The organism is Flagellimonas sp. 2504JD1-5, from assembly GCF_053618295.1.
This window is the reverse complement of sequence record NZ_JBSIOU010000002.1, coordinates 183,980-205,317: the sequence shown is the minus strand read 5'-3', so window position 1 is coordinate 205,317 and position 21,338 is coordinate 183,980. Positions and strand designations below refer to the sequence as shown.

Genomic DNA, 21,338 nt, shown 5'->3' with positions numbered 1-21,338 from the left:
ATGCGCAAATTTATCTTTAAAATTAGCCTATTTTTATTTTCATTTCTATTGATAAACATATTATACTTAGTTATCATCCAAAATCTAGATTGGAATTTTTATAAGAGGGTTGAGTCTCTAAATTTAAATAAACCAACCTATGAAAATATTATACTTGGAAATAGTCTTGCCATGGATGGTATCGACTGTAGATTGTTTTCTAATAATCCTGATAATACGTATAACCTAGCAATAGGAGGGGCTAGTTTAAACACCAATTACATTCAACTTTTGGAGTATCTAGAAATAGCTCAAACAAGTCCTAAACGTGTAGTACTTGGTATTGGCTCATACAGAGAGAATTCTTTTAAAAAAAATAAGATTCATCCTATGGTAGAGTTTACAAAACCAGGGTACAACTATAAATTAACTGATTTACCCGTATTAAAATTTAAATGGATCTTCAAAGAGTTAATAAAAAAAATCATAAGTGCAGATCATAGGAATGCCGAACTAGTACAGGGGCAATTGCGTATTTCCCGGACAGTACCCGACAAAACCCAAAATAAAGTGATAATAGGTAATGTACCATTTGCAAAATATCAGAATTCAAATCTCATTAAACAGATAGCCCAGCTTTGTAATCAAAATAAAATTGAATTTATATTGGTTGAAATGCCAGGCTTTAGAAAAACTAGAAATAATAACTCTATTGGCCCATATGAGATGGATTACCAACTGGATAAAAAAGTAAAGCTATATAATTTTAATGGTTCGGATATTGACACCGTTCTTAATCCAAATGAAGATTGGTTAGGAGGTTCGCATTTAAACAAACAAGGAGCAATAAAGTTTACAAAGTTCATTAAAAATTACATCATTCCATAAATTATGGAGTAATTAATAACAGGGCTTCATTTAATTAGGGAATTCCAAACAAAATTTAGGAATTACCTTTAAAGACAATTGTCCAGATGTTAGAAATGCTAAAGTTATTGACTTAGTTAACGCATTAAACAACCACAGTACCAATATAATTATATACAACCCTTGGACTAATGCAAATGAAGTAGTTCATGAATTTAACGTAGAAATTATTAATGACGTTTTTAAAGAAAAAATTGACACAACTGTTTTTGGAGTTAGCCATGATAAATTTACTAACCTAGATTTTGAAAGCCTCAAAAAAGAAAATGCAATTTCTTACGACTAGAAAAGATTGGTAGATATAGATTTAGTGGATTAAAAAAATGATAAAACAAAAAAATAGCCCTCTAATTAGTGTAATAGTTCCTGTTTATAACGTTCAAGACTATTTAAAAAATTGCATTGAAAGTATTCTTTGTCAATCTTATACCAATATAGAACTTATATTGATCAATGACGGTTCTCAAGACAATAGCCCACAAATTTGCGATGAATTCAAAAAGAACGATAGCAGGGTAATTGTGGTGCATAAGATGAATGGAGGTCAGAGTAGTGCTCGAAATGTTGGGCTTAAAACCGCTACTGGTGATTTTATATGTTTTGTTGATAGCGATGATTGGATTAATTCGAGCAATTTTTTTGAAATAATAGTCAGTATTTTTTTAAGAAATAAAGTGGACATTGTAGAATATGATTTTTCTTCATTTGACAATAAAACAGCTGTTCCTTCAGATTTAACAAAAGTAAAAACCACAAAAAAACTGTATAAAGAGAATAGGGAAGAAACTTTAAGTAGAATTATAAAAAACGGACGCTTTGCAGTTTGGCCAAGAATTTATAAAAAAACTATTCTTTCCAACATTACTTTCAATGAAAATAAGGTAGCAGAGGATGTTTATTACAGTTTAAGTATCTTTCAGAATAACGTTGATACCATTTATATTAAACAGCCATTTTACAATTATAGACCAAACTTCAATGGTGTGTCAAGAGGAATTTATACGAAAAACCATTTTGAATCCATAAAAGCTAGCGAATATTTGGTTAAAAAAATTGAAGAGAAAGAAGGTGCAGAGTTGAAAATTATTGCTTACGAGCATTTCCTTAAAAAACTCTTAACGCATTACTCAAGGATTAATTACAATAAAACTATAGATTCTGATTATGTATTAAGAAGGGAAATCAAAAACTTAATCTCACGATACTATCCTAAAATAAATAATAAAAAACTATTGCTAAGAGTAGCAAAATTGACTCCAGTAAAAATATTTGAAAAAATAGCAACTCTTAATTTGTTTTATAATAAACTAAAAAAGAATAAAACTTTCTTAAATCAAAATACATAAGAAGAATAAAAAGGAATTTCTGTAAGTACCACTAAATCGTAGCTGATTTAGGGGTACTTACATTCGATATCAAGCTGGAAAGCGTTCAACTATTTAGTTTTCTTAGTGATAGCAATCAAAAAACTCATAAAAAAGAAAACCGAAAAAGTTTAAATAGGTTCATATATTAATATCCACCGCAGTAAAATTTAATTCCGATTTATTTTTAACGGCCACTATATTTTTTGGAAAAATATAAAAAGAATCATTATTTAAAATTTCAACTATAGAGTCTGCCAAATCTTTTGGATCAACTTCACCATCACCAATTCTGTAATTAGATGACTGACCTACATCATTTAGAAAATCAGTACATTTTCTATGATATTCAACTAGAAAGAAAGGAATATTTGCAAAACATGCAAATATTGACGCGTGAAGTCTTGTTGAAATCATTACACTACAATCTTTAATCAATCTCCAAGTGGAAAAAGTTTCTTTATTATATGGAATTATCTCATAATTTGTAACCTGGGATTTCATAATTACTTCTTCTGTAATTTTCTTATCACCTATTTGACTATTCCCATTAAAAATGAAAAATCTTATTTTAAAATTTGATTTTTTTGACAAACTAGAAAGCAACTCAATCATGAATTTATTTCTATGCTTTTCTTTAACGATATTTCCATTAATATAGGACTCATAATTACATATGCTTACACCAATAATTTTATCTGAGCTAGGTTGCTGTAATTTTAAATCAGAATTATAAACTTTTGGTAACAAAGCAGCTAAATCAAAGGATTCAATTAATTCAATATCAACATTAGAAGAATTTAGGTAATTAAAAGAGTTTTTATCCCTAGTCGCAATAAAATCCATATTGTTAATTAGGTTTAATACCTCTCTTTCATCTTTGATAGATTTAAAGGGTCCTATTGAAACCCCTATTGCCCCTATCCTCAAGTTCCTATTCGCAGTTTTAAGATCTGTGATTCTATTCTTTATTCCAGATGTACCTACTTTTTCGAAAGTAGAACCCCCAGCAAAAATTATATTCTTTGATTTTTCTAGGAGCACTCTCATTTGCATTCCATAAGTTTTACGAAAACTAAAAGGGAATCCTCTTGAGGGTACTAAGGTATTAGGCAAATTTTTTTCTGTTGATAAAAACCTATAATTATCCGTCTGAAAATATTTTTTGGATGCCCAGCTGCAAACCTCTACAAAAGAATCATCTCCGGTATTATTTTGACCATAATAACCACTGAATAAAATATCAGATCTAAACACTCTCATAATTCCTTTTTTGTAATTAATCCTATTAAATCAAAAATAACACTTCTATTGAAAATATAGCTTATACCTAGATATACTGAAAAGTATATGAATGATATTGTTATAATAGTATAAGTTTTATTCAAATCTTGGAAAAAAGGGAATAAGTTAATCCAATAAATCGCTAGAAATGAAAAAACACCAAGTAAAAGTGGTTTAAAAAAATCAGCTAATTGTTCTTGCAACTTATAATCAATTAATTTCCCAGAATAAAACCCATTGATAAAAGTTAGCATTATTGCGGTAATTGAAAAGGACCAAATTAAAACCAAAATACCGAATTGAAATGCGATTATAAAGACTATTAATCCAATCACTTTTTTAATGACCTCGAGCTTTAGAAAAAGGTCACTCCTACTTTTTACCTTTAAAATATTTAAATTAAACGAACTAATAGGCCTAAAAATAGATGCTAAACTTAGGATTTGAAAATACAGAACTGAAGGAATCCACTTTTCTCCAAAAACAAGTATTATTAATGGTTCGGCGATTAATATTAAACAAGACATCATTGGGATTGTAGTAAACAAAACTAGCTTCATAGTTCTTTTGTAAGCATTTTTTAAAGCTTTATCATTCGTAATCGAGGAAAAAACAGGAAAGGTGACATTTGAGATTACAGATGATAATTGTTTAACTGGAAAAAGCCTCAAATTATCAGCTTGAGAATAATAGCCAACAGTTGCTGGTGAAAAATATTTACCAATGGCTATGTTATACAAATTATTATAAACTGTATCTATTAAGCCAGAAAGAGTCATTTTATAACCAAAATTAAAATGAAAATGAAAAAGTTTTCTGTTGAATAATAAAGATGGCCTCCATTTAATCAGTATCCAGCCTAAAAGAACGACAACCATTGCCTGTGTTAGATTCATCCATACTAAACTCCAAACCCCAAAACCTTCTAATGCTAGGTAAATTCCAATGGCTCCTGATATAACATTAGATGGAAAACGCACTTTCATTTGTGTTTTAAAATCTAGCTCTTTTGTAAGTTTAGCCATATGAACAACAACAAAAGATTTTATAACTACTGATAGAGCCAAAACTCTTAAAACCGTAGTTAAAAGTTCTTTTTCATAAAATTTTGCAACAAAAGGTGCGATAAAAAAAATAATGGCGTAAACTAACGTGCTGACAGTAATATTTGAAAAAAAAACAGTAGAATAGTCCTTATGTGATGGTTCTTTAAGTCTTATCAAAGAAGTAGTCATTCCACCGTCTACAAGAAATTCACCTATTGCAATGAATACCAATATCATTGCAATTATTCCAAAATCGCTAGGAAGTAAAAGTCTAGCAAGGATTATTTTTGTAATAAAATTTATTAATTCCCCACTAAAACGTTGAATAAAAGACCAAAAAAGCCCATGAAGTGTCTTTCTTTTTAAACTGCTCATGCAAAAGAATCGTTACCTACCGAATTATCTACCTTTAATTCCAAAAAATTAAGTATTCTTTGAGCTCGTTTACTAATGTCAAAATCTTTAGAGTAATCCAATGCGCTCTTTGACATATTAGCCATTTTTATTTCATCATTTAAAATAGTATTTATACCCTGTTTAATTTGGTTGACATCCAACGGGTCCACCAAAATTGAAAAACTCGAATCACATTGAAATTTAATTTCGGGTATATCAGATGAAACAATTGGCAAACCACAGGCCATAGCTTCTACAATAGCATTGCAAGACCCCTCATGCAATGTCGGTAATACAAAAAGGTCTGCCGCTGATAATAGTTCGGGAACTACCTCTCTAGTTACTTTTTTATTAAAAACAACAGCCTTTCCTTCAACTTCTTGTGGACCTCCGCCAACAAAAATAGCTCCTAATTCTTGATTACCCTCAACTGCCCTTAAAACTCTAAGCGGCCCCTTATTTTCCAGAAAACGACCAACAAATATAACTAGTTTCTTATCCAGAGGGAGACCATACTTTATCCTCATTTCCTCTTTTTTTCTTGGATAAAATAACTCTAAATCCACGGCATTGGGTTCAACAATAATTTTTCTTTTGTCTGCTCCGTGTTCAACAAGCCTTTCCTTTATTTGAGGAGATACCGCGATAAATCCTGAAATATTATCTAGATACTTTTTATATGTATAAGCGCTGTAATAATTTCTTCGCACATTTAGATTGTCATATTCTCCAATGGCAGCGAATATAGGTTTCTTAAATTTTCCTAAAGCTCTATGAGCCACTATGGCGTTAGAAAGGAAATGAGAGTAGATAACATCAAATATCAAATTATGCGATTTAACAACTTTTTTTACCGCTTTTACTGCTGACTTTTGGCCTAACAAATAGGTGTTGAATCCTAATATATTGCGGTTAGAAAAAGAAAATGATATTGGACGATAAACCGTACAGTTCTCTTCGCCATAGGATTCAACCTTTTTGGCTCCATTGGATAAAAAACCTTTTGGGGATATTACACTTACCTCATGTCCCAACTTACAAAACTGTTGTATCAAATTATAGACAAAGGTACCCCTTGCTGGATTTTCTAAAGATGGATAATTATCAGATACTACCAGTATTTTCATTGCGCTATTTTTTCTTGTTTAACCTTTGATATTATATGGACGGTAGAACCAATTAACACGGCAAAAAAGAACCAGAATAAAATTTTTCCTATACTTCCTCCCTGCTTAGACATATTAAAGATGACAATGACGAATATTACAAGATTTAAAGAATCTCCAGACTTTTTAAAATAGAGCAGTAGTAATTTGATTAGCCGTACTAGAAAAATCATAAATAAAATTATTCCAGGAAGACCACAAGCAATGAAGATATAGAGAAAAATGTTATGAGGATTCAAATTGATCCCTGAATAAGCAAACATTCTGGGCCTGACTCCTTCAAACCCAGAACCAATGATAATATTATCCTGAATTATGTTAAATGCAGCATCCCATAATACATTTCTTCCTGTGTCACCCTTTTCCACTGTTTCTAACATGCGTTCTGCCATCATAGGGTTTGTTTCCAACATATAAGTTATCAGCATACTAGAGGCAAAAAGTGCAAAAATAAGCAATGCCCATTTCTGGAGAACTCCCGTCTTTCTAAAATAGAGTAGCACGGCAAGACCCAAAAACATAGATATCAAAGCTCCACGAGAACCAGACGTAGCTACTATGCTAACGAAGGGAATACAAATGGCCGTTATTATTATGAATCTTTTTATTGAAAACTTATTTAATAACTGAGAAATTGCAATTAAGAAAGCTATGGAAGCCTTTGCTCCCATAATATTAGGATTCTCTCCAAACAACAATAATCTACCATTATGATGGGTGACGCCATTGCCAAATGAAATCAATAAAAAAACCAATAGCATACTAGCTATATAGGTGTTTAAAACTATAGGTGAAAGTCTTGGCTTACAATTTAGATGAGCAGCAATAAAAGTTACTAACACTATTAAAAGAAGTGTTCTATAATTGTAAGCATATTTTATGTCAGTTACATATTCTGAATTTATAGCTGAACAAATAAACCCAACTACAATTAATAATAACAGAGGAATTATAAATCTCTTTAAGGGTGCAAAGTGAAAATTCCTGCCAATCAAGGGTACCCAGCTGGCCAAATAGAATATAGTTGTGATATAGGTGACCGAAACTGTGCCGACTAATTGAAAAGGATCCCATTTCTCAAAAGTTACGGAAAATACCAGTAAAATTAAACAGAAATCATTGATAATATTTAAAGTCCTTATCATAATTTATTTCTGAGCATTTAGCATCAGGGAACAAATTAAATTAAAAATTAAGTGGAAAACTGAATTAATAGATTAAAAACAAGTTTTATCGAATAAAATTTAATTCAACCATTCAAGTTTGAAACTACATGCGAGTAATTTGTCCAGAAAATGATTTTAAGAAATCAACATTAAACTTCAATACACCTAAATTTTTACAGTTTAAACGATTATAAATCATCTTTTACCCTATCCCTTTAAATAAAATATAATTTTACAATGTTACTTAGTCTGAATATTATTATCATCAATTTTTATGATAAGAAACTCAAAAAAACCTTAATCTTCCAAATAACTATTCTAAAACATGAACCATTTGAATAAACCTACCAAAAAAGTCGCAATAATATATCCATATTTTGCCCATTATAGGTTACCCGTAATTCGAGAATTGCTAAAATCGCCTAACTTCAATTACACTCTCGTTTCAGATCCTATTTCCAGTAACGATATTAAAAAAATAAACCCTGATTTGGCAAATAAAGATGTATTAGATGGAGGTCTCAAATGGAAATTTGTAAAAAACAGATGGGTATATAAAGAAGCCATACTTTGGCAATCTGGATTATTGAGACTTTTACGAAAAGAAAAGTTTGATAGCGTTATTTTCTTGGCCAATGCATACTACATTTCTACATGGGTAGCAACTTTTTATCTTAGACTTACAGGTAAAAAGGTATATATGTGGACTCATGGTGTGATAACCAAAAAAAAAGATTGGAAATGGACGCTTAGGAAAACTTTTTATGGCCTGAGTGATGGAGTTCTTTTATATGGTCATAAAGCCAAGGCAGTAATGACCAAAAATGGATTTCCAGAAAAAAAGTTACATGTCATATACAACTCAACAGGAACCATTGACAACTTGGTCAGTAAAAATGAAATAAGTTTTGATAAACGAACACAATTTAAACGGCAACTATTTAAATATCCTGATTTACCCATCATCATATTTGTTGGCCGCCTTAAATATGTCAAAAAACTGGACCAAATCCTTCATGCTACTCATCTTCTCGTTGAAGAAAATTTTAAAATCAATGTGCTATTTGTGGGAGATGGAGAAGCGCGAAAAGATCTGGAAAACCTAACTCAAAGCCTAAACCTTAACGATTATTGCCATTTTTATGGAGCTTGTTTTAAGGAAGAAGAACTTGAAAACCTGTTCGGTATAAGTAGTCTCTGCGTGTCTCCAGGAGAAGTGGGCTTAACCGCAATGTCGGCATTAGGGAATGGAATCCCTGTACTTTCGCATGATGATTTCAATTTTCAAATGCCGGAATATGAAGCTATCATTCCAGGCGTTAATGGTTTTCTTTTCAAAAGAAATTCCATTTCCGATTTGGCTTTAAAAACCAAACAATGGATTGAGGAACATAGAGATACATCAGAAGAATTAATGAAAGATAATTGCAAAAAAATAATTCGAGAAAAATATAATGCCGAATACCAAGCAAAATTGATAAATGCCGTACTTCTCTCTAAGAATTGAATTGATCTTATTTTTTCATCCACCTTTTAGAGAAATGGGTACCATTATAACGTAGCCTTCCCTAAAAATAGGACAGTATAAAATTCAGAAATATTTATTTTAAATAGATTCTCTCGAAGATATTATTGTAATTACACTAATAAGTCTAAACAATCGTTTGGATATTCAAACGCATCTATTCATCTAGATTTTTGAAGTTATTATCTGATTTATAAAATTATTAATTATTTCCGAATTAAGTTTGCCCCTAATTGTGTCAAACCAAACAACAAACCTTCTAAAGTTATTTTCTATACTTTGAAAATTCTTACACTCCTAAATATTGTTCAAAATATGGGTATGCGATATACCCTATACCGTTTATTTTATGAAGTCCGAAGAAAAATGGGACTTTTAAAATTAAGATTCCCTTCTCAACCTAGACCAATTAATTGTTCTTTAACATTGGAAGAATGGAGAAAGAATGCCCCAAAGTTTTTCTTTGAATCAAAAGAATCATTGAAAATCACCAAGAATAAGTATTCCAAACTTCAGGAAACATATGATGATATTCAAAACAGCATCTATACTTTTTTCAGTAAAACAAAACTATCATTAGGAAAAGATTTCGATTGGATTACAAATCCAGAGACAGGATATCAATATGATTTGAAACACTGGTCTAAAATAGTAGACCTATCAAAAGAAGCTGGAGATATAAAGTTTGTATGGGAGAAAGCGAGATTTTCTTTCTTGTACGATATTATTCGTTATGATTATCATTTTGACAAAGACTGTTCCGAAATAGTGTTCAACGAGATTGAATCCTTTTTGGTTCATAACCCAATAAACTTGGGGCCCAACTACAGGTGTAGTCAGGAAATAAGTTTAAGGATTCTCAATTGGACATTTGCACTCTACTATTATAGAAATTCAGCTGCATTAACTGAGAAAAGGTTTAATTCTATTATGAATGCCATCTATTGGCAATTACATCATGTCTACAATAACATTAATTTCTCCAGAATTGCAGTAAGAAATAACCATGCCCTGACTGAAACACTTACACTATATTTAAGTGGTTTGTTGTTTCCATTTTTACCGGATACTAAAAAATGGTCGAAAAAAGGTAAAATTTGGTTCGAGGAAGAGATTGCCTATCAGATTTATGAAGATGGAACTTTTCTGCAGTTTTCCATGAACTATCACCGAGTTGCCATTCAATTACTTACTTGGGGAATAAAACTTGCAGAAATTCATGAAGACCCGTTCAATTCCATTGTATATAAAAGGGCTGAAAAATCATTATACTTTTTAAGACAATGTCAAGACGAGCAAAGTGGAAAACTTCCTAATTACGGGGCCAATGATGGTGCACTTTTTTTCAAGCTGACCAATGATGATTACCGTGTATATACATCACAATTGAATGATTTAAGTGCTGTACTCTTTAATGAAGTTTCAAAACAAGATGAAAGTCAACAATGGTATGGAGTAAATAATTCAAAAATAATTACCAAAGAGAACAACAAATTGGCCGCCTTTCCTTTGGGTGGTAATTTTGTAATTAATGATGGTTCAACCAAGACCTTTGTTAAATGTGCACAATACAAAGACAGACCGGGAGATGCGGACAATTTACATGTGGATATCTGGCTGGATGGTGCAAACTATATTTGGGATACGGGATCCTATAAATACAATACTACGGAAGAATGTGGTGATTTTTTCGTAGGATGTAAAGCACATAATACAGTGTCCTTGGATGGTAAGGAGCAAATGCTAAAAGGAAGTAGGTTTATTTGGAACTATTGGACCAAAAAAGCAAAAGCGAGTCTCTCAGAAACCACTAAGTCATATGTTTTTAACGGTCAATTTCAAGGTTTTCCCGAACTTGGAAATAAAATCGTTCATAAAAGGTCAATAAGTAAGAAGAAGGGGCAGAATCAATGGAATATTGTAGATTCAATTCAAAATGCTGATAATTTATCAGCTCAACTTTATTGGCATTTCAATCCGAGAACTTATGGACAAATTGATATTATCTGCAAAGACCGTGATGGAAATCTTCTCGATCCAATAATCGAAGAAAAATGGTGTTCTAACTATTATGGTGAAAAAGAACCTTCAATTAGGCATATCTATATTTCAGAAACTGGTTTTGAAACAATCATTGAAATTAATTCAAAATGAAAATATTATTAGTACATCAATATTTTGTTGGGAAAAATCAGGGTGGCGGTATCCGATTTAATGAAATGACCAAAATTTGGGCAGAGAAAGGGCATGAAGTATCAGTAATCGCCGGAATGCTACATACAGCGATGGAATTGGATTCTAGATATAAAGGAAAATACTTTTATTTGGAAAAGGATTTTGAAAAAAATATCGATGTTTATAGATGCCATGTATCAGATCAATATGATGTAAGTTTTTTGGGAAGGCTGTGGGCCTATTTCTCTTTCGTTTTTTCAAGCATTTGGGCAGGTTTATTTTTGGTGAAAGGCAAATATGATGCACTTGTTGTCACTTCCCCCCCCCTTTTTGTAGGAATTACTGCTTATATATTATCGAAGTTAAAAAGAATACCGCTAATTTTTGAAGTACGGGATTTATGGCCGGAATCAGCTATTGATACAGGTGTAATAAGTAATTCAACTCTGATAAAGTTATCATATAAATTTGAAGCTTTCATATATCGGAATTCAAAACTCATCAATGTTCTCACCCCTGCCTTTAAAGAAGCTCTCATAAAGAAGGGTGTCCCAAAGGAGAAAATCATTTATATTCCCAATGCCGCAGATTTCGGCTTGGCAGAAAAAGTTGCGGAAAATTTTGTTTCTGACACATTCAGAAAGGAAGAAGGAATTGATGATAATTTCGTAATTACCTACATAGGTGCACATGGCATTGCCAACCATTTAATCCAACTAATTGATGTAGCAGAAAAGCTTACCGACACCAATGTTCTCATACAACTTATCGGAGATGGCCCCACAAAAAAAATGTTGATTGAGGAAGTTAAAAAACGAAACTTAAGCAATGTTCGATTTGTTGGTTTTGTAGACAAAGAAACAGCCTTCAAATATATACTCGCTTCTGATTTAGGCACTGCGGTATTAAAGAAGGTTGATACTTTCAAAACAATTTATTCAAACAAAACATTTGATTATATGTCTTGCAAAAAACCTATTCTTTTAGCAATTGATGGTGTTTCCAGAAAGCTAATAGAGGAGGCTCAATGTGGTGTTTTTGCTGAACCGGAAAATGCAGATGATATAGCAGAAAAAATACGGGGTTACTTAAGAGGAGACCACAATATGATCGAACAAGGTTCAAACGGGTATAATCATGCGAAAGAACATTTTGACAGAAATAAATTGGCACTCAAATATTTGAATGAAATTGAAAAAGTAGCTCGTAAATAATGTATATAGCGTTTAAAAAGAACTCATAAAAATAAACTCTTTGTAATAGAAATCTTTTATCCATGAAAAGAAAGAATCTTATAATTTTTGGAACACGACCAGAAGCCATTAAAATGGCTCCTTTAGTAAAAGAGTTTAAGAAATCCAGTGCTTTTGAAACTAAGGTTTGTGTAACAGCACAACACCGCGAAATGCTAGACCAAGTACTCGATTTTTTTGAAATTACACCAGATTACGATTTAGATTTAATGAAACCTGGGCAAAATCTTTACGGACTAACCGCGGCTATTATAACTGAGTTACAACCTGTATTAGAATCATTTAAGCCAGATTTTGTATACGTACATGGCGACACAACTACCACAATGGCTGCAGGTATCGCTGGCTTCTATTCAGGGGCAAAAGTTTGCCATGTAGAAGCCGGGTTGCGTACTTTTAACAAATATGCTCCTTTTCCTGAAGAAATTAATAGATCAATTACAGGCCGAATTGCAGACTACCACTTTGCCCCAACTACAACTTCTCAAGAAAATTTATTGAGGGAAAACATTGATAAAGCATCTATTTTGATTACTGGAAATACTGTTATTGACGCACTTTTAGAAAGTTCCTCGAAAGTACAAAATATAGAGGATAGCGAAATAGAGGAGTTAAAGCAAACCTTAGATTTTGATCAAAAAATTGTGTTGGTCACTGGCCACAGAAGAGAAAATCACGGACAAGGATTTATAAACATTTGTAATGCGCTAAAAGAGATTGTTGCTAATAACCCTGAAGTACAAATCGTATATCCTGTGCACTTAAACCCAAAAGTGCTAAAACCCGTACATGAAATTTTGGGAGATCTTTTTAATGTAAAACTAATTAAGCCATTAGCCTACCCGGCCTTTGTTTGGTTAATGAACAAGGCAGAACTTATTATTACCGATAGTGGTGGCGTACAAGAAGAAGCACCCAGTTTAGGTAAGCCAGTACTGGTAATGAGGGATACTACAGAGCGACCTGAGGCAGTAGATGCAGGTACCGTTGTTTTAGTAGGAACAGACACTCAAAAAATAGTTAGTGAGGCCAATAGCCTGCTAACAGACATAGATAGATATCAGTCCATGAGTAAATTACATAACCCTTATGGTGATGGGCAGGCATGCCAAAGAATAGTCGAATTCATAGAAAAACTCTAAATACAATTATGCAAAAACCGGAAGTTAATATTATAGGACTTGGTTATATTGGTTTGCCAACAGCAGCCTTAATAGCAAAAAACGGCACCTATGTACATGGGGTGGATATTAATCAGGATGTTGTTGATACCATCAATAATGGGAAAATTCATATCGTTGAGCCCGATTTAGATGAAGCGGTCTTGCAGGCCGTTTCAAACGGGTTTTTAAAAGCAAGTACTGAAGCTGTAAAGGCGAACACTTATCTAATAGTGGTACCAACGCCTTTTAAAAATAATCATGAACCCGATATTTCCTTTGTAGAATCAGCTACCAACAATATCATTCCCTTATTGAAGAAAGGAGACACCTATATTATCGAATCAACTTCCCCTGTTGGCACTACAGAAAAAATGATGAGCTTAATATATGAAAAAAGACCTGAATTAAGAGGAGAGATTTATATAGCATATTGTCCTGAACGCGTACTTCCCGGCAATGTCATGTATGAGCTTGTTAATAATGATCGTGTCATTGGAGGAGTAGATGAAAAAAGCACTAAAAAAGCAGTCGAGTTTTATCGAAATTATGTTACCGGAGAATTACATGAAACTAATGCGCGAACTGCAGAAATGTGTAAATTGGTGGAAAACTCATCCCGTGATGTACAAATTGCCTTTGCAAATGAACTATCCTTAATTTGTGACAAGGCTGATATTGATGTTTGGGAATTGATTAGTCTAGCAAATAAACACCCAAGAGTAAATATCCTACAGCCTGGATGTGGCGTCGGAGGACATTGTATTGCTGTAGACCCATACTTTATAGTTGCTGAGTATCCAATGGAATCTAGAATAATAGGAAAAGCAAGAGAAGTTAATAACTATAAGTCTTTCTGGTGTGCAGAAAAAATTATTTCAACCAAGCTGGAATTTGAATTACGTCATGGAAGAAAACCAAAAGTTGCTCTTTTAGGATTGGCATTTAAACCAAATATTGATGATTTGAGGGAATCACCAGCTAAATATATTGTTCAACGTGTCTTACAAGATTCTAATAATGAGGATTATTACATAGTTGAACCCAATATTGATAATCACAATGTATTTAAACTAACCGACGTTTCAGTTGCTGTCAAAGAAGCAGATATAATTGCAGTTTTGGTTGCTCACAAGGAATTTCAGAAACTAAATGAACTCAATAATAAAGTTATTTTAGATTTTAGTGGAGCGTTGAAAAAATTATGAGTTTGTCTGAATTGTTTTAATAATTCTGTGTTGAGGTAATAACAAAAAATAGAACAGCTATGTGGTTGTGTTGTCTTCCCAAAAATGGGGTAAGGCAATAATACAGTCAAAATTATGTATAGATTATATTTAAAAAGGTTGTTGGACTTCTGCTTCTCCCTTCTGGGATTAATACTTTTATCAATTCCTATTTTAATATTGATTATAGTAATGACAATAGCAAATGGAGGAAAACCTTTCTTTGTTCAAAAGAGACCCGGTAAAAAAGGCCGGGTTTTTAAACTTATAAAATTCAAAACCATGCGTGATTTTGAGGGAGGAAACTCAGATGATTTACATAGTCCAAAAAGAGTTACTAAAATTGGCGGGTTCATTAGAAAGTACTCCCTGGATGAGGTTTTACAACTAATCAATGTTCTTAAGGGCGATATGAGCATTGTAGGACCAAGACCATTGTTAGTGGAATACTTACCTCTTTATAATCAAACTCAGAAAAGAAGACATGATGTTAAGCCAGGTATTACGGGTTGGGCTCAGGTAAATGGAAGAAATACCATAAGTTGGGAAACGAAATTCGATTATGATTTGTGGTATGTGAACAATATAAGTTTTAAAACTGATTTAATAATCATATTTAAAACAATTCAAAAAGTAATCAAAAAGGAAGATATCTCTGCAAGCGAAGAAATTACAATGAAACCCTTCAGAGGGAGTCCATCCACCTAAAACTTTAATTATATTTCTTCAGTGTAACGGTAAACAGGAAAAAAGTTAACGCTCTTTTGCCCAACACCTTTCGCAATTATAAGTTCCTCATAAAGAGCCTCATCCACAATATATTTCCAAACTTTGAACTTTTTGAAGTCTTTGGAAAATGAAGCTTTGAATTGAAATAAGGAATCATGCTCGCTTCCTAGTCCTCCTCCCAAATTAAAATATTTGTATCCTTCGTTGGTCCCACTAATCCTGGTCTCATCCAAAAGTAATCGTATTGGGGTAAGGTGAAGATAGTCGTTTCTCGTTCCAGAAATGTGATACTGAACTATATTATTGGTTTTAAACATCATAGCCGCTGAAATAATTTCATTGGTTTCTTTCATTATAGCATAAAGAATATCTGTTTCAAAACTTTGGCTCCTGGCCATTTGCGAAAAATAGTTTTTGTCAAAGTAATAGGATTTCTTTGCATTTACCCGATCCATATTCTCATAATATAAATCGATGAAAGTTTCAATATCATCTGCGTTGTTAGTTATTTTGACATCGCAAAGTCGACGTGTTTTGTTAAGATAGCGCTTGGTGGTCTTGGAAAATGACTGTCGTTGAATATCCGACTCCTTGGTAAGGTCTATGTTAACCACATCACCTAATTCATCAATTTGACCAATGCTCTTTAGCAACTCTTCTTGTCCAGAAATAAACGGATTTAACCTTGAAAAAACACTGACCACCTTTCTTTCCCTAAAATATGAATTAAGACTATTATAGAAAGAATTGTATTGTTCAGTTTTAAAATCTCCTTTCCAAATTGGGCCCGGGTACCCGTATACCGATGTGAAATCAAAATATTCCGTATCGGGAATTGAACGTAATATCAATGGCAGTGCGATAACCACACCTTCATGCTCGTATTTTAGTAAAACAGGCTTCTCCCCTTTATTGATTCCAATATTATGATACTCAAATGTATGGTAACAGTCATACTGTCCAATTTCTAGAAGAACATTATCCCATTGGTTCTTTTCTGTTATTTCAAAAATCATAGCATTTATTTTTGAATGTTCCCCATTTCGTTTATTACAGGCTTCCTTTTTTTGGATTGTAGCAAAGGAACTTCATCTACATACACGACCTCCACCTGAGCATCATGGCCTAAATACGACTTACTTTCCTCTACCAGCTCCCTCTCCTTAAAAAATGTTTCATTCCATGGATTAAGTCTGTACAGATATTGCTTAGGGCCTGTTTGAGCAAACTGAAACTGCTTTAACTCTTCATATTTCTCAGTGATGGTATAGATTAAATATGGAGAAATAATATTCCCAGATGTATCCCAAATAATATCTATTACCCTACCATCTATTCTATTAAATGTTGGGGGCTGGTTATCACCCATTTCAGTAGATAACCTAGCTAAATCGCCCGTATCATAACGTATTAAAGGCATGCAGTAATTGAATAAATCTGTCACAACAATTCTTCCCATAGCACCAGGTTCAGCAGGCCTGTCCTCATTCAAATGTAATATCTCAAAATGATAACTAGCGAGGTTTAAATTATAGTGATAGCTATTTGGGGGGCCTTGTTGGGCCATCACCCCGCATTCCATATTTCCATAACGTGCATAAACTGGAATTCCAAAATATTTTTCCATTTTATCCTTCGTTCCCTTACTTAACGCGTCACCATCGGTAACTATTGATTTAACTTTATGAGAGAACGGTTCAATTTTTCTAGCTTCCAAATAATTTACTAAAACTTCACACATTGAGGCAAAACATACCACACACTTTTCTGAACTACCAGTTTTAAATTCTTCCAATAAATTCTCAATATCATTATCTGTATAGTTCAGAATTCCATACGCTTTGAAATTTTGTCTAAAGAAACGAAGAAGAGCCTTTGAATCATTTTTGTGCAATGCACGTAACAAATATAATCTGTCTCCCAATTCATACCCTCCCTTTTCCGCAAAATACAAGTTATCCGCCTGGTGTCTTTTCCTTTTGTTTTTATTATGGAACAGTTTAAACGGAGTGCCCGTGGATCCATTGGTCGACACCTGAATATTCCTTTTTTCCAAATACAGGTTGGAACGAAAGTTATCATAATCCTCCAAAACAGTATTCTTGTTAATAATTGGAAAATCACTTAGGTTTATACCATCAACATTGGTCATATAAAAAGGGACTGTTGTTTTCGCATGACTCAACAATGACTCCAAACTAGAGCGTCTTAGCTCTTTGGATTTATCAGATTCGTAATTCTCAATTACATCTTTAATTTCCAAATAATGCTTTCGAATTGGAGAACCACTAAGAAAATCATTAAACCAGAAAAGATTCTTGCGAATAAGTTTAAAAAGGGGCATATGATTTAAATACTCTTGTTTTTATTATAATAACTTCCAAACTGGATTATTTGGTCAAATTTGGCGAAGCCAAGATTTTCTCTATATTGGTTAAACTTTTCCACGTCATTTTTTCCTTTCAACCACTCAATATATATCCCAGGGATGTTAACCCCAGCATTATGGGAAAACGGATATCCGCCACCAAATCTAGGGTTCATCTCGATAAAAAACACCTTTTCATCTTGAACAAAAAAGTCACAGTCCATATTTCCGATATGGCCAATGGAATTACCAATGTTTCGTGCCATCTCAGAAAATTTTTCGTTTATTACCGAAATCGCTCTATCTGTTTCTCCATATCTCATTCCTAATTTTTTTCTTACAAAGGATGAATGGTATTTTCCATTAAAATCATTGAGAATATCAATACCATACTCCTGCCCATTTATCATCTCCTGAATTATTATGCTATTCTCAACATCGAATGGAGTATGAGGTTTATGATTAGAGCCTTTTTCCAAACTAATCTTTAAATACGCTATTATCAAACCCAATTCTCTCTCATTTTCAACTCTATTTATTCCCACTGATGCACTTCCCCATCTAGGTTTCACAATTAATGGAAATGTTATTTCCAAGTTATTGATAGCATTTATCGAATCTTCAAAAGTCAAAAAGGTTTTTGGTGTGTCAAGTCCTAGTTCTTTAAAGAAATGATAACTTTTCCACTTGTCAAAGCAGGTTTCTACCACTTTTTCGTTTGAAACCAATACCTTGGTTCCCGTCTCTTCTAGACATGTTTTGTTCCGAGCCAGAATGGGCAATTCCATATCATTCAATGAAATGACCGCATCAACCTTTTCTTTCTCAATTATATTTCTTAAACTGTTCAAATAATTTTCATTATTTATACTAGGCACCTGATAAACTACATCAGCTTCTGCAAGCGCAGAAGCGGAAAGAGTCATATCTATCGCAATAACCTTCCCATTATCTCCTAAAGAGTCTTTAAAATAATTTATCAAGTAGTTTCTTCGACCTGCACATGTAATCAATATATTCAAATTGGTTGGCTTTAAATGTTATTCTATGAATCTATATTTAGGAAAAAAGTTAGTGTCCGATTTTTTTTGTCTGTCACTGAGCAATTCATCGTATATATCTGGAATTGCAACATAACTCCAAATGTTCAAATCTTTATAGTGGTCCGTAAAAGAGGATTTAAACCGCATAAGGCTTCCATCCCTTCCTCCACTCCCCCCCCCAAGGTTCAAATATTTTAATCCATCATTCTTATTCATGAGTCTACATTCATCAAATAAAATCCTTACTGGGCTTTTCTTTAAATGGTCCTCACCGGTACATGCCAGTTCAACATGAGCAATTGCCCCTGTTCTAGCATAAAAAACACCTCCCATGATATCGTTTGTCTCACTATCCCGAGCCAAAAGTATTTTAGAATCTATTAAGGAAGATTTCAATAATGTTCTAAAATATGTTTGGTCAAAATAGAATATTTGTTTTGCGTTTAGTTTATCCATGCTTTGATGGTATAAACGCATAAATTCGCATATCTGATCTTCCTCGCTTGCTATCTCAATAGTACACGTATTGCGTAATTGCCGAATTTTTTGTCTTGTGTTTCGGTTATATTTACTTTTTTGAATGGTATCATCTTCAGTTTGATCAAAATAAATTATCTCCCCAACTTTTTTTAAAGAACCCAAAGAGTCAACAATTTCATGCTGCCCTTTGATAAATGGATTCAATTTTGAAAAAACAGAAACAATGTTTTCTTGCTGCAACCATTCAACAAACTCTTTTTTAAACAAGCTGTTTTCAAAATCTGATGAAAGACCCGTAGAAACAGGTCCCAAATAGCCATGCACCGATGTAAGGTCGAAGTAAAAATCGTCAATCCTCCTTTTAACAAATGGAATACCTATTTTAACATTTTGTTCATCTTCATAGGTTAACAAAATAGGAGTACCCACATTTTCTTTTTCACTGATTATTTTATGATAATCATATGAATGGTAAAAGTCAAAACTATCCATTTGCTTTAACCATCCATTCCAAGCAAGACCATTATCAACAACTCTAATCATTTGGCGAAGTAATTAAATTGCCCCCCGGTATACCAAAAAAGTATTTTTCCGGTAAGGGATTCCCGTTTAACTACCTCTTCCATTCCATAAAATGCTTTTCCAGTATAGGTGGTATCTAGAAAAACGTTGTGTTTTGGCATAGAATCTACCTCAAGTTGCTTTATTTTTTCATTGTACTTCCCGTATCCTCCACACAAAAAATCCTCCTCAACGTCGACCACATTTTCCTGTTTTCGAATTCCGTACATATCGCATAATTCACTATAGAACTGTTGGACAATAGATTCAGCTCTTTGTTTTCTACGCGCCACTGAAATTCCAAAAACTTTTGTTTTAAGTCCATATTTGGAAATCCCTGCTAAAATTCCTGCATGTGTTGAACCAGTACCCGAAGCAACGAAAATGTAATCCGGAAAGTAATCCTTAGCTATGATTTCACCAATGACATCAATATAACTTTTTGCGGCTTCCAAGATATGACCTCCGCCATAAATATAGTACGGCTTTTTTTTATCTAAAACATAGCTGTCCATAGCTTCATCCATGTTTAAAGATATGTCCTCTGGGGCACAAAAAACTAAATTCACATTCGTATTTCTTATAATTTTGGAATTACCTGATTGAACAAAAAAATCCTTCTTATTGCCATGCAGCACCAAAGTGCATTCCAGTCCGTACTTTTTTGCATATAATGCTACAGCCCTGCAATGATTTGATTGAATATTTCCAGTGGTAACCAGCGCATTGTATTGTTCTTCTTTAATTAGATGGTGTAGGGCCATCATTTTTCTAGCCTTATTTCCTCCTCCAAGCAGCGGGAACAGGTCATCCCTAAAAATTGACAACGAACTGGACAGGGGTTCAATCATTTTTATTCTCCTTTATTTGTTCATTTTGCCTTAACCTATGTTCATCAAAAGTAACCATATTGGTATCGTCCAATATCACTTCTGAGGACTTGAATACTTTTACAACTGTTTTCATTAAAATTTTCATATCGAAACCAAATGATAAATTATCAACATACTGAGCATCGAACTCCAATTTCTCATCCCAGTCCACTGCATTTCTTCCAGACACTTGGGCTAGGCCTGTAATTCCAGGTCTCACTGAATGCCTTATCGATTCTCTTTCTGTGTAATAAGGCAAATAATGTACTCTAAGAGGTCTCGGCCCTATTAAACTCATATCACCTTTAATTACATTCAACAACTGAGGGATTTCATCCAATGAAGTCTTTCTTATAAAATTTCCTGTTCGGGTTAAACGTTCCTCATCCGGTAGCAAATTTCCATTTTCGTCTTTCTTGTCGTTCATACTTTTTAGCTTAATAAGACGGAATACTTTCTCATTTAGCCCTGGTCTTTGTTGCGTAAAAAAAGGATTGCCTCTATTTATAGCACATAAGATTATACATAGAGGAACAAACAAAGGTAATAAGGTAAAAAATCCAATTGCTGCGACCAATAGGTCCAGAATTCTTTTAAAGACATTTTTGTACATAATTG

Annotated in this window: 19 protein-coding genes; 9 read left to right on the top strand and 10 right to left on the bottom strand. The window is 33.1% G+C overall.

Annotated elements, in window-relative coordinates; genetic code table 11:
* The 3 genes from ACULLG_RS10370 (at position 1) to ACULLG_RS10360 (ending at position 2,252) form a co-directional block, all read left to right on the top strand.
* Entirely contained in the window at positions 1-867 is an 867-nt protein-coding gene (locus ACULLG_RS10370; protein ID WP_452126720.1) for a hypothetical protein, read from the top strand.
* Positions 868-928: 61 nt separating this feature from the next.
* On the top strand, positions 929-1,192 hold the full coding sequence (locus ACULLG_RS10365) for a UDP binding domain-containing protein (protein ID WP_452127966.1): 264 nt from the start codon (positions 929-931) through the stop codon (positions 1,190-1,192).
* 37 nt (positions 1,193-1,229) lie between these two features.
* A complete protein-coding gene (locus ACULLG_RS10360) occupies positions 1,230-2,252 on the top strand; it encodes a glycosyltransferase family 2 protein (protein WP_452126719.1) in 1,023 nt (340 codons plus the stop codon).
* 159 nt (positions 2,253-2,411) lie between these two features.
* On the opposite strand, the gene ACULLG_RS10355 is transcribed toward ACULLG_RS10360, so the two are convergent.
* Genes ACULLG_RS10355 through ACULLG_RS10340 form a run of 4 tightly spaced genes read right to left on the bottom strand, consistent with a single transcriptional unit; the run spans position 2,412 to position 7,307 of the window.
* On the bottom strand, positions 2,412-3,533 hold the full coding sequence (locus ACULLG_RS10355; RefSeq protein WP_452126718.1) for a polysaccharide pyruvyl transferase family protein: 1,122 nt from the start codon (positions 3,531-3,533) through the stop codon (positions 2,412-2,414).
* Positions 3,530-4,975, bottom strand: a complete 1,446-nt coding sequence (locus ACULLG_RS10350; protein ID WP_452126717.1) for a lipopolysaccharide biosynthesis protein — start codon at positions 4,973-4,975, stop codon at positions 3,530-3,532. The genes ACULLG_RS10355 and ACULLG_RS10350 overlap by 4 nt, the downstream gene beginning before the upstream one ends.
* On the bottom strand, positions 4,972-6,123 hold the full coding sequence (locus ACULLG_RS10345) for a glycosyltransferase family 4 protein (protein ID WP_452126716.1): 1,152 nt from the start codon (positions 6,121-6,123) through the stop codon (positions 4,972-4,974). The genes ACULLG_RS10350 and ACULLG_RS10345 overlap by 4 nt, the downstream gene beginning before the upstream one ends.
* Entirely contained in the window at positions 6,120-7,307 is a 1,188-nt protein-coding gene (locus tag ACULLG_RS10340) for an O-antigen ligase family protein (RefSeq protein WP_452126715.1), read from the bottom strand. Before ACULLG_RS10340 ends, ACULLG_RS10345 begins: the two co-directional genes overlap by 4 nt.
* A gap of 346 nt (positions 7,308-7,653) precedes the next feature.
* Here ACULLG_RS10340 and ACULLG_RS10335 point away from each other — a divergent pair, with 346 nt between their 5' ends.
* The 6 genes from ACULLG_RS10335 to ACULLG_RS10310 all read left to right on the top strand — a co-directional run bounded on the left by ACULLG_RS10335 (position 7,654) and on the right by ACULLG_RS10310 (position 15,375).
* On the top strand, positions 7,654-8,835 hold the full coding sequence (locus ACULLG_RS10335) for a glycosyltransferase (RefSeq protein ID WP_452126714.1): 1,182 nt from the start codon (positions 7,654-7,656) through the stop codon (positions 8,833-8,835).
* A gap of 339 nt (positions 8,836-9,174) precedes the next feature.
* Positions 9,175-11,007 carry a heparinase II/III domain-containing protein gene (locus ACULLG_RS10330; protein ID WP_452126713.1) on the top strand — a complete coding sequence of 611 codons (1,833 nt, stop codon included), beginning with the start codon at positions 9,175-9,177 and terminating at the stop codon, positions 11,005-11,007.
* A complete protein-coding gene (locus tag ACULLG_RS10325; protein ID WP_452126712.1) occupies positions 11,004-12,242 on the top strand; it encodes a glycosyltransferase family 4 protein in 1,239 nt (412 codons plus the stop codon). The genes ACULLG_RS10330 and ACULLG_RS10325 overlap by 4 nt, the downstream gene beginning before the upstream one ends.
* Positions 12,243-12,304: 62 nt before the next feature.
* Positions 12,305-13,423, top strand: coding sequence for a non-hydrolyzing UDP-N-acetylglucosamine 2-epimerase (gene wecB, locus ACULLG_RS10320; protein WP_452126711.1), 1,119 nt, complete (start codon positions 12,305-12,307; stop codon positions 13,421-13,423).
* A gap of 8 nt (positions 13,424-13,431) precedes the next feature.
* Entirely contained in the window at positions 13,432-14,649 is a 1,218-nt protein-coding gene (wecC, locus tag ACULLG_RS10315; protein ID WP_452126710.1) for a UDP-N-acetyl-D-mannosamine dehydrogenase, read from the top strand.
* A gap of 114 nt (positions 14,650-14,763) precedes the next feature.
* On the top strand, positions 14,764-15,375 hold the full coding sequence (locus ACULLG_RS10310) for a sugar transferase (protein WP_452126709.1): 612 nt from the start codon (positions 14,764-14,766) through the stop codon (positions 15,373-15,375).
* Positions 15,376-15,383: 8 nt separating this feature from the next.
* Here the strand turns inward: ACULLG_RS10310 and ACULLG_RS10305 are convergent, their stop codons facing one another.
* The 6 genes from ACULLG_RS10305 to ACULLG_RS10280 are packed head-to-tail and all read right to left on the bottom strand — an operon-like array spanning position 15,384 to position 21,333.
* Complete coding sequence (locus ACULLG_RS10305; protein ID WP_452126708.1) at positions 15,384-16,412, bottom strand: GNAT family N-acetyltransferase; 1,029 nt, start codon at positions 16,410-16,412, stop codon at positions 15,384-15,386.
* 5 nt (positions 16,413-16,417) lie between these two features.
* Positions 16,418-17,740, bottom strand: a complete 1,323-nt coding sequence (locus tag ACULLG_RS10300; protein WP_452126707.1) for a hypothetical protein — start codon at positions 17,738-17,740, stop codon at positions 16,418-16,420.
* A gap of 5 nt (positions 17,741-17,745) precedes the next feature.
* Entirely contained in the window at positions 17,746-18,786 is a 1,041-nt protein-coding gene (locus ACULLG_RS10295) for an ATP-grasp domain-containing protein (RefSeq protein WP_452126706.1), read from the bottom strand.
* Between the two features lie 18 nt (positions 18,787-18,804).
* The gene (locus ACULLG_RS10290) at positions 18,805-19,830 is read right to left on the bottom strand and encodes a GNAT family N-acetyltransferase (RefSeq protein ID WP_452126705.1); all 1,026 of its coding nucleotides are present in this window, start codon (positions 19,828-19,830) and stop codon (positions 18,805-18,807) included.
* A complete protein-coding gene (locus tag ACULLG_RS10285) occupies positions 19,827-20,699 on the bottom strand; it encodes a 1-aminocyclopropane-1-carboxylate deaminase/D-cysteine desulfhydrase (RefSeq protein WP_452126704.1) in 873 nt (290 codons plus the stop codon). The genes ACULLG_RS10290 and ACULLG_RS10285 overlap by 4 nt, the downstream gene beginning before the upstream one ends.
* Positions 20,692-21,333 (bottom strand): sugar transferase, encoded by a 642-nt coding sequence (locus tag ACULLG_RS10280; RefSeq protein ID WP_452126703.1) that lies wholly within the window; start codon positions 21,331-21,333, stop codon positions 20,692-20,694. Before ACULLG_RS10280 ends, ACULLG_RS10285 begins: the two co-directional genes overlap by 8 nt.
* Between the last annotated feature and the right edge of the window lie 5 nt (positions 21,334-21,338).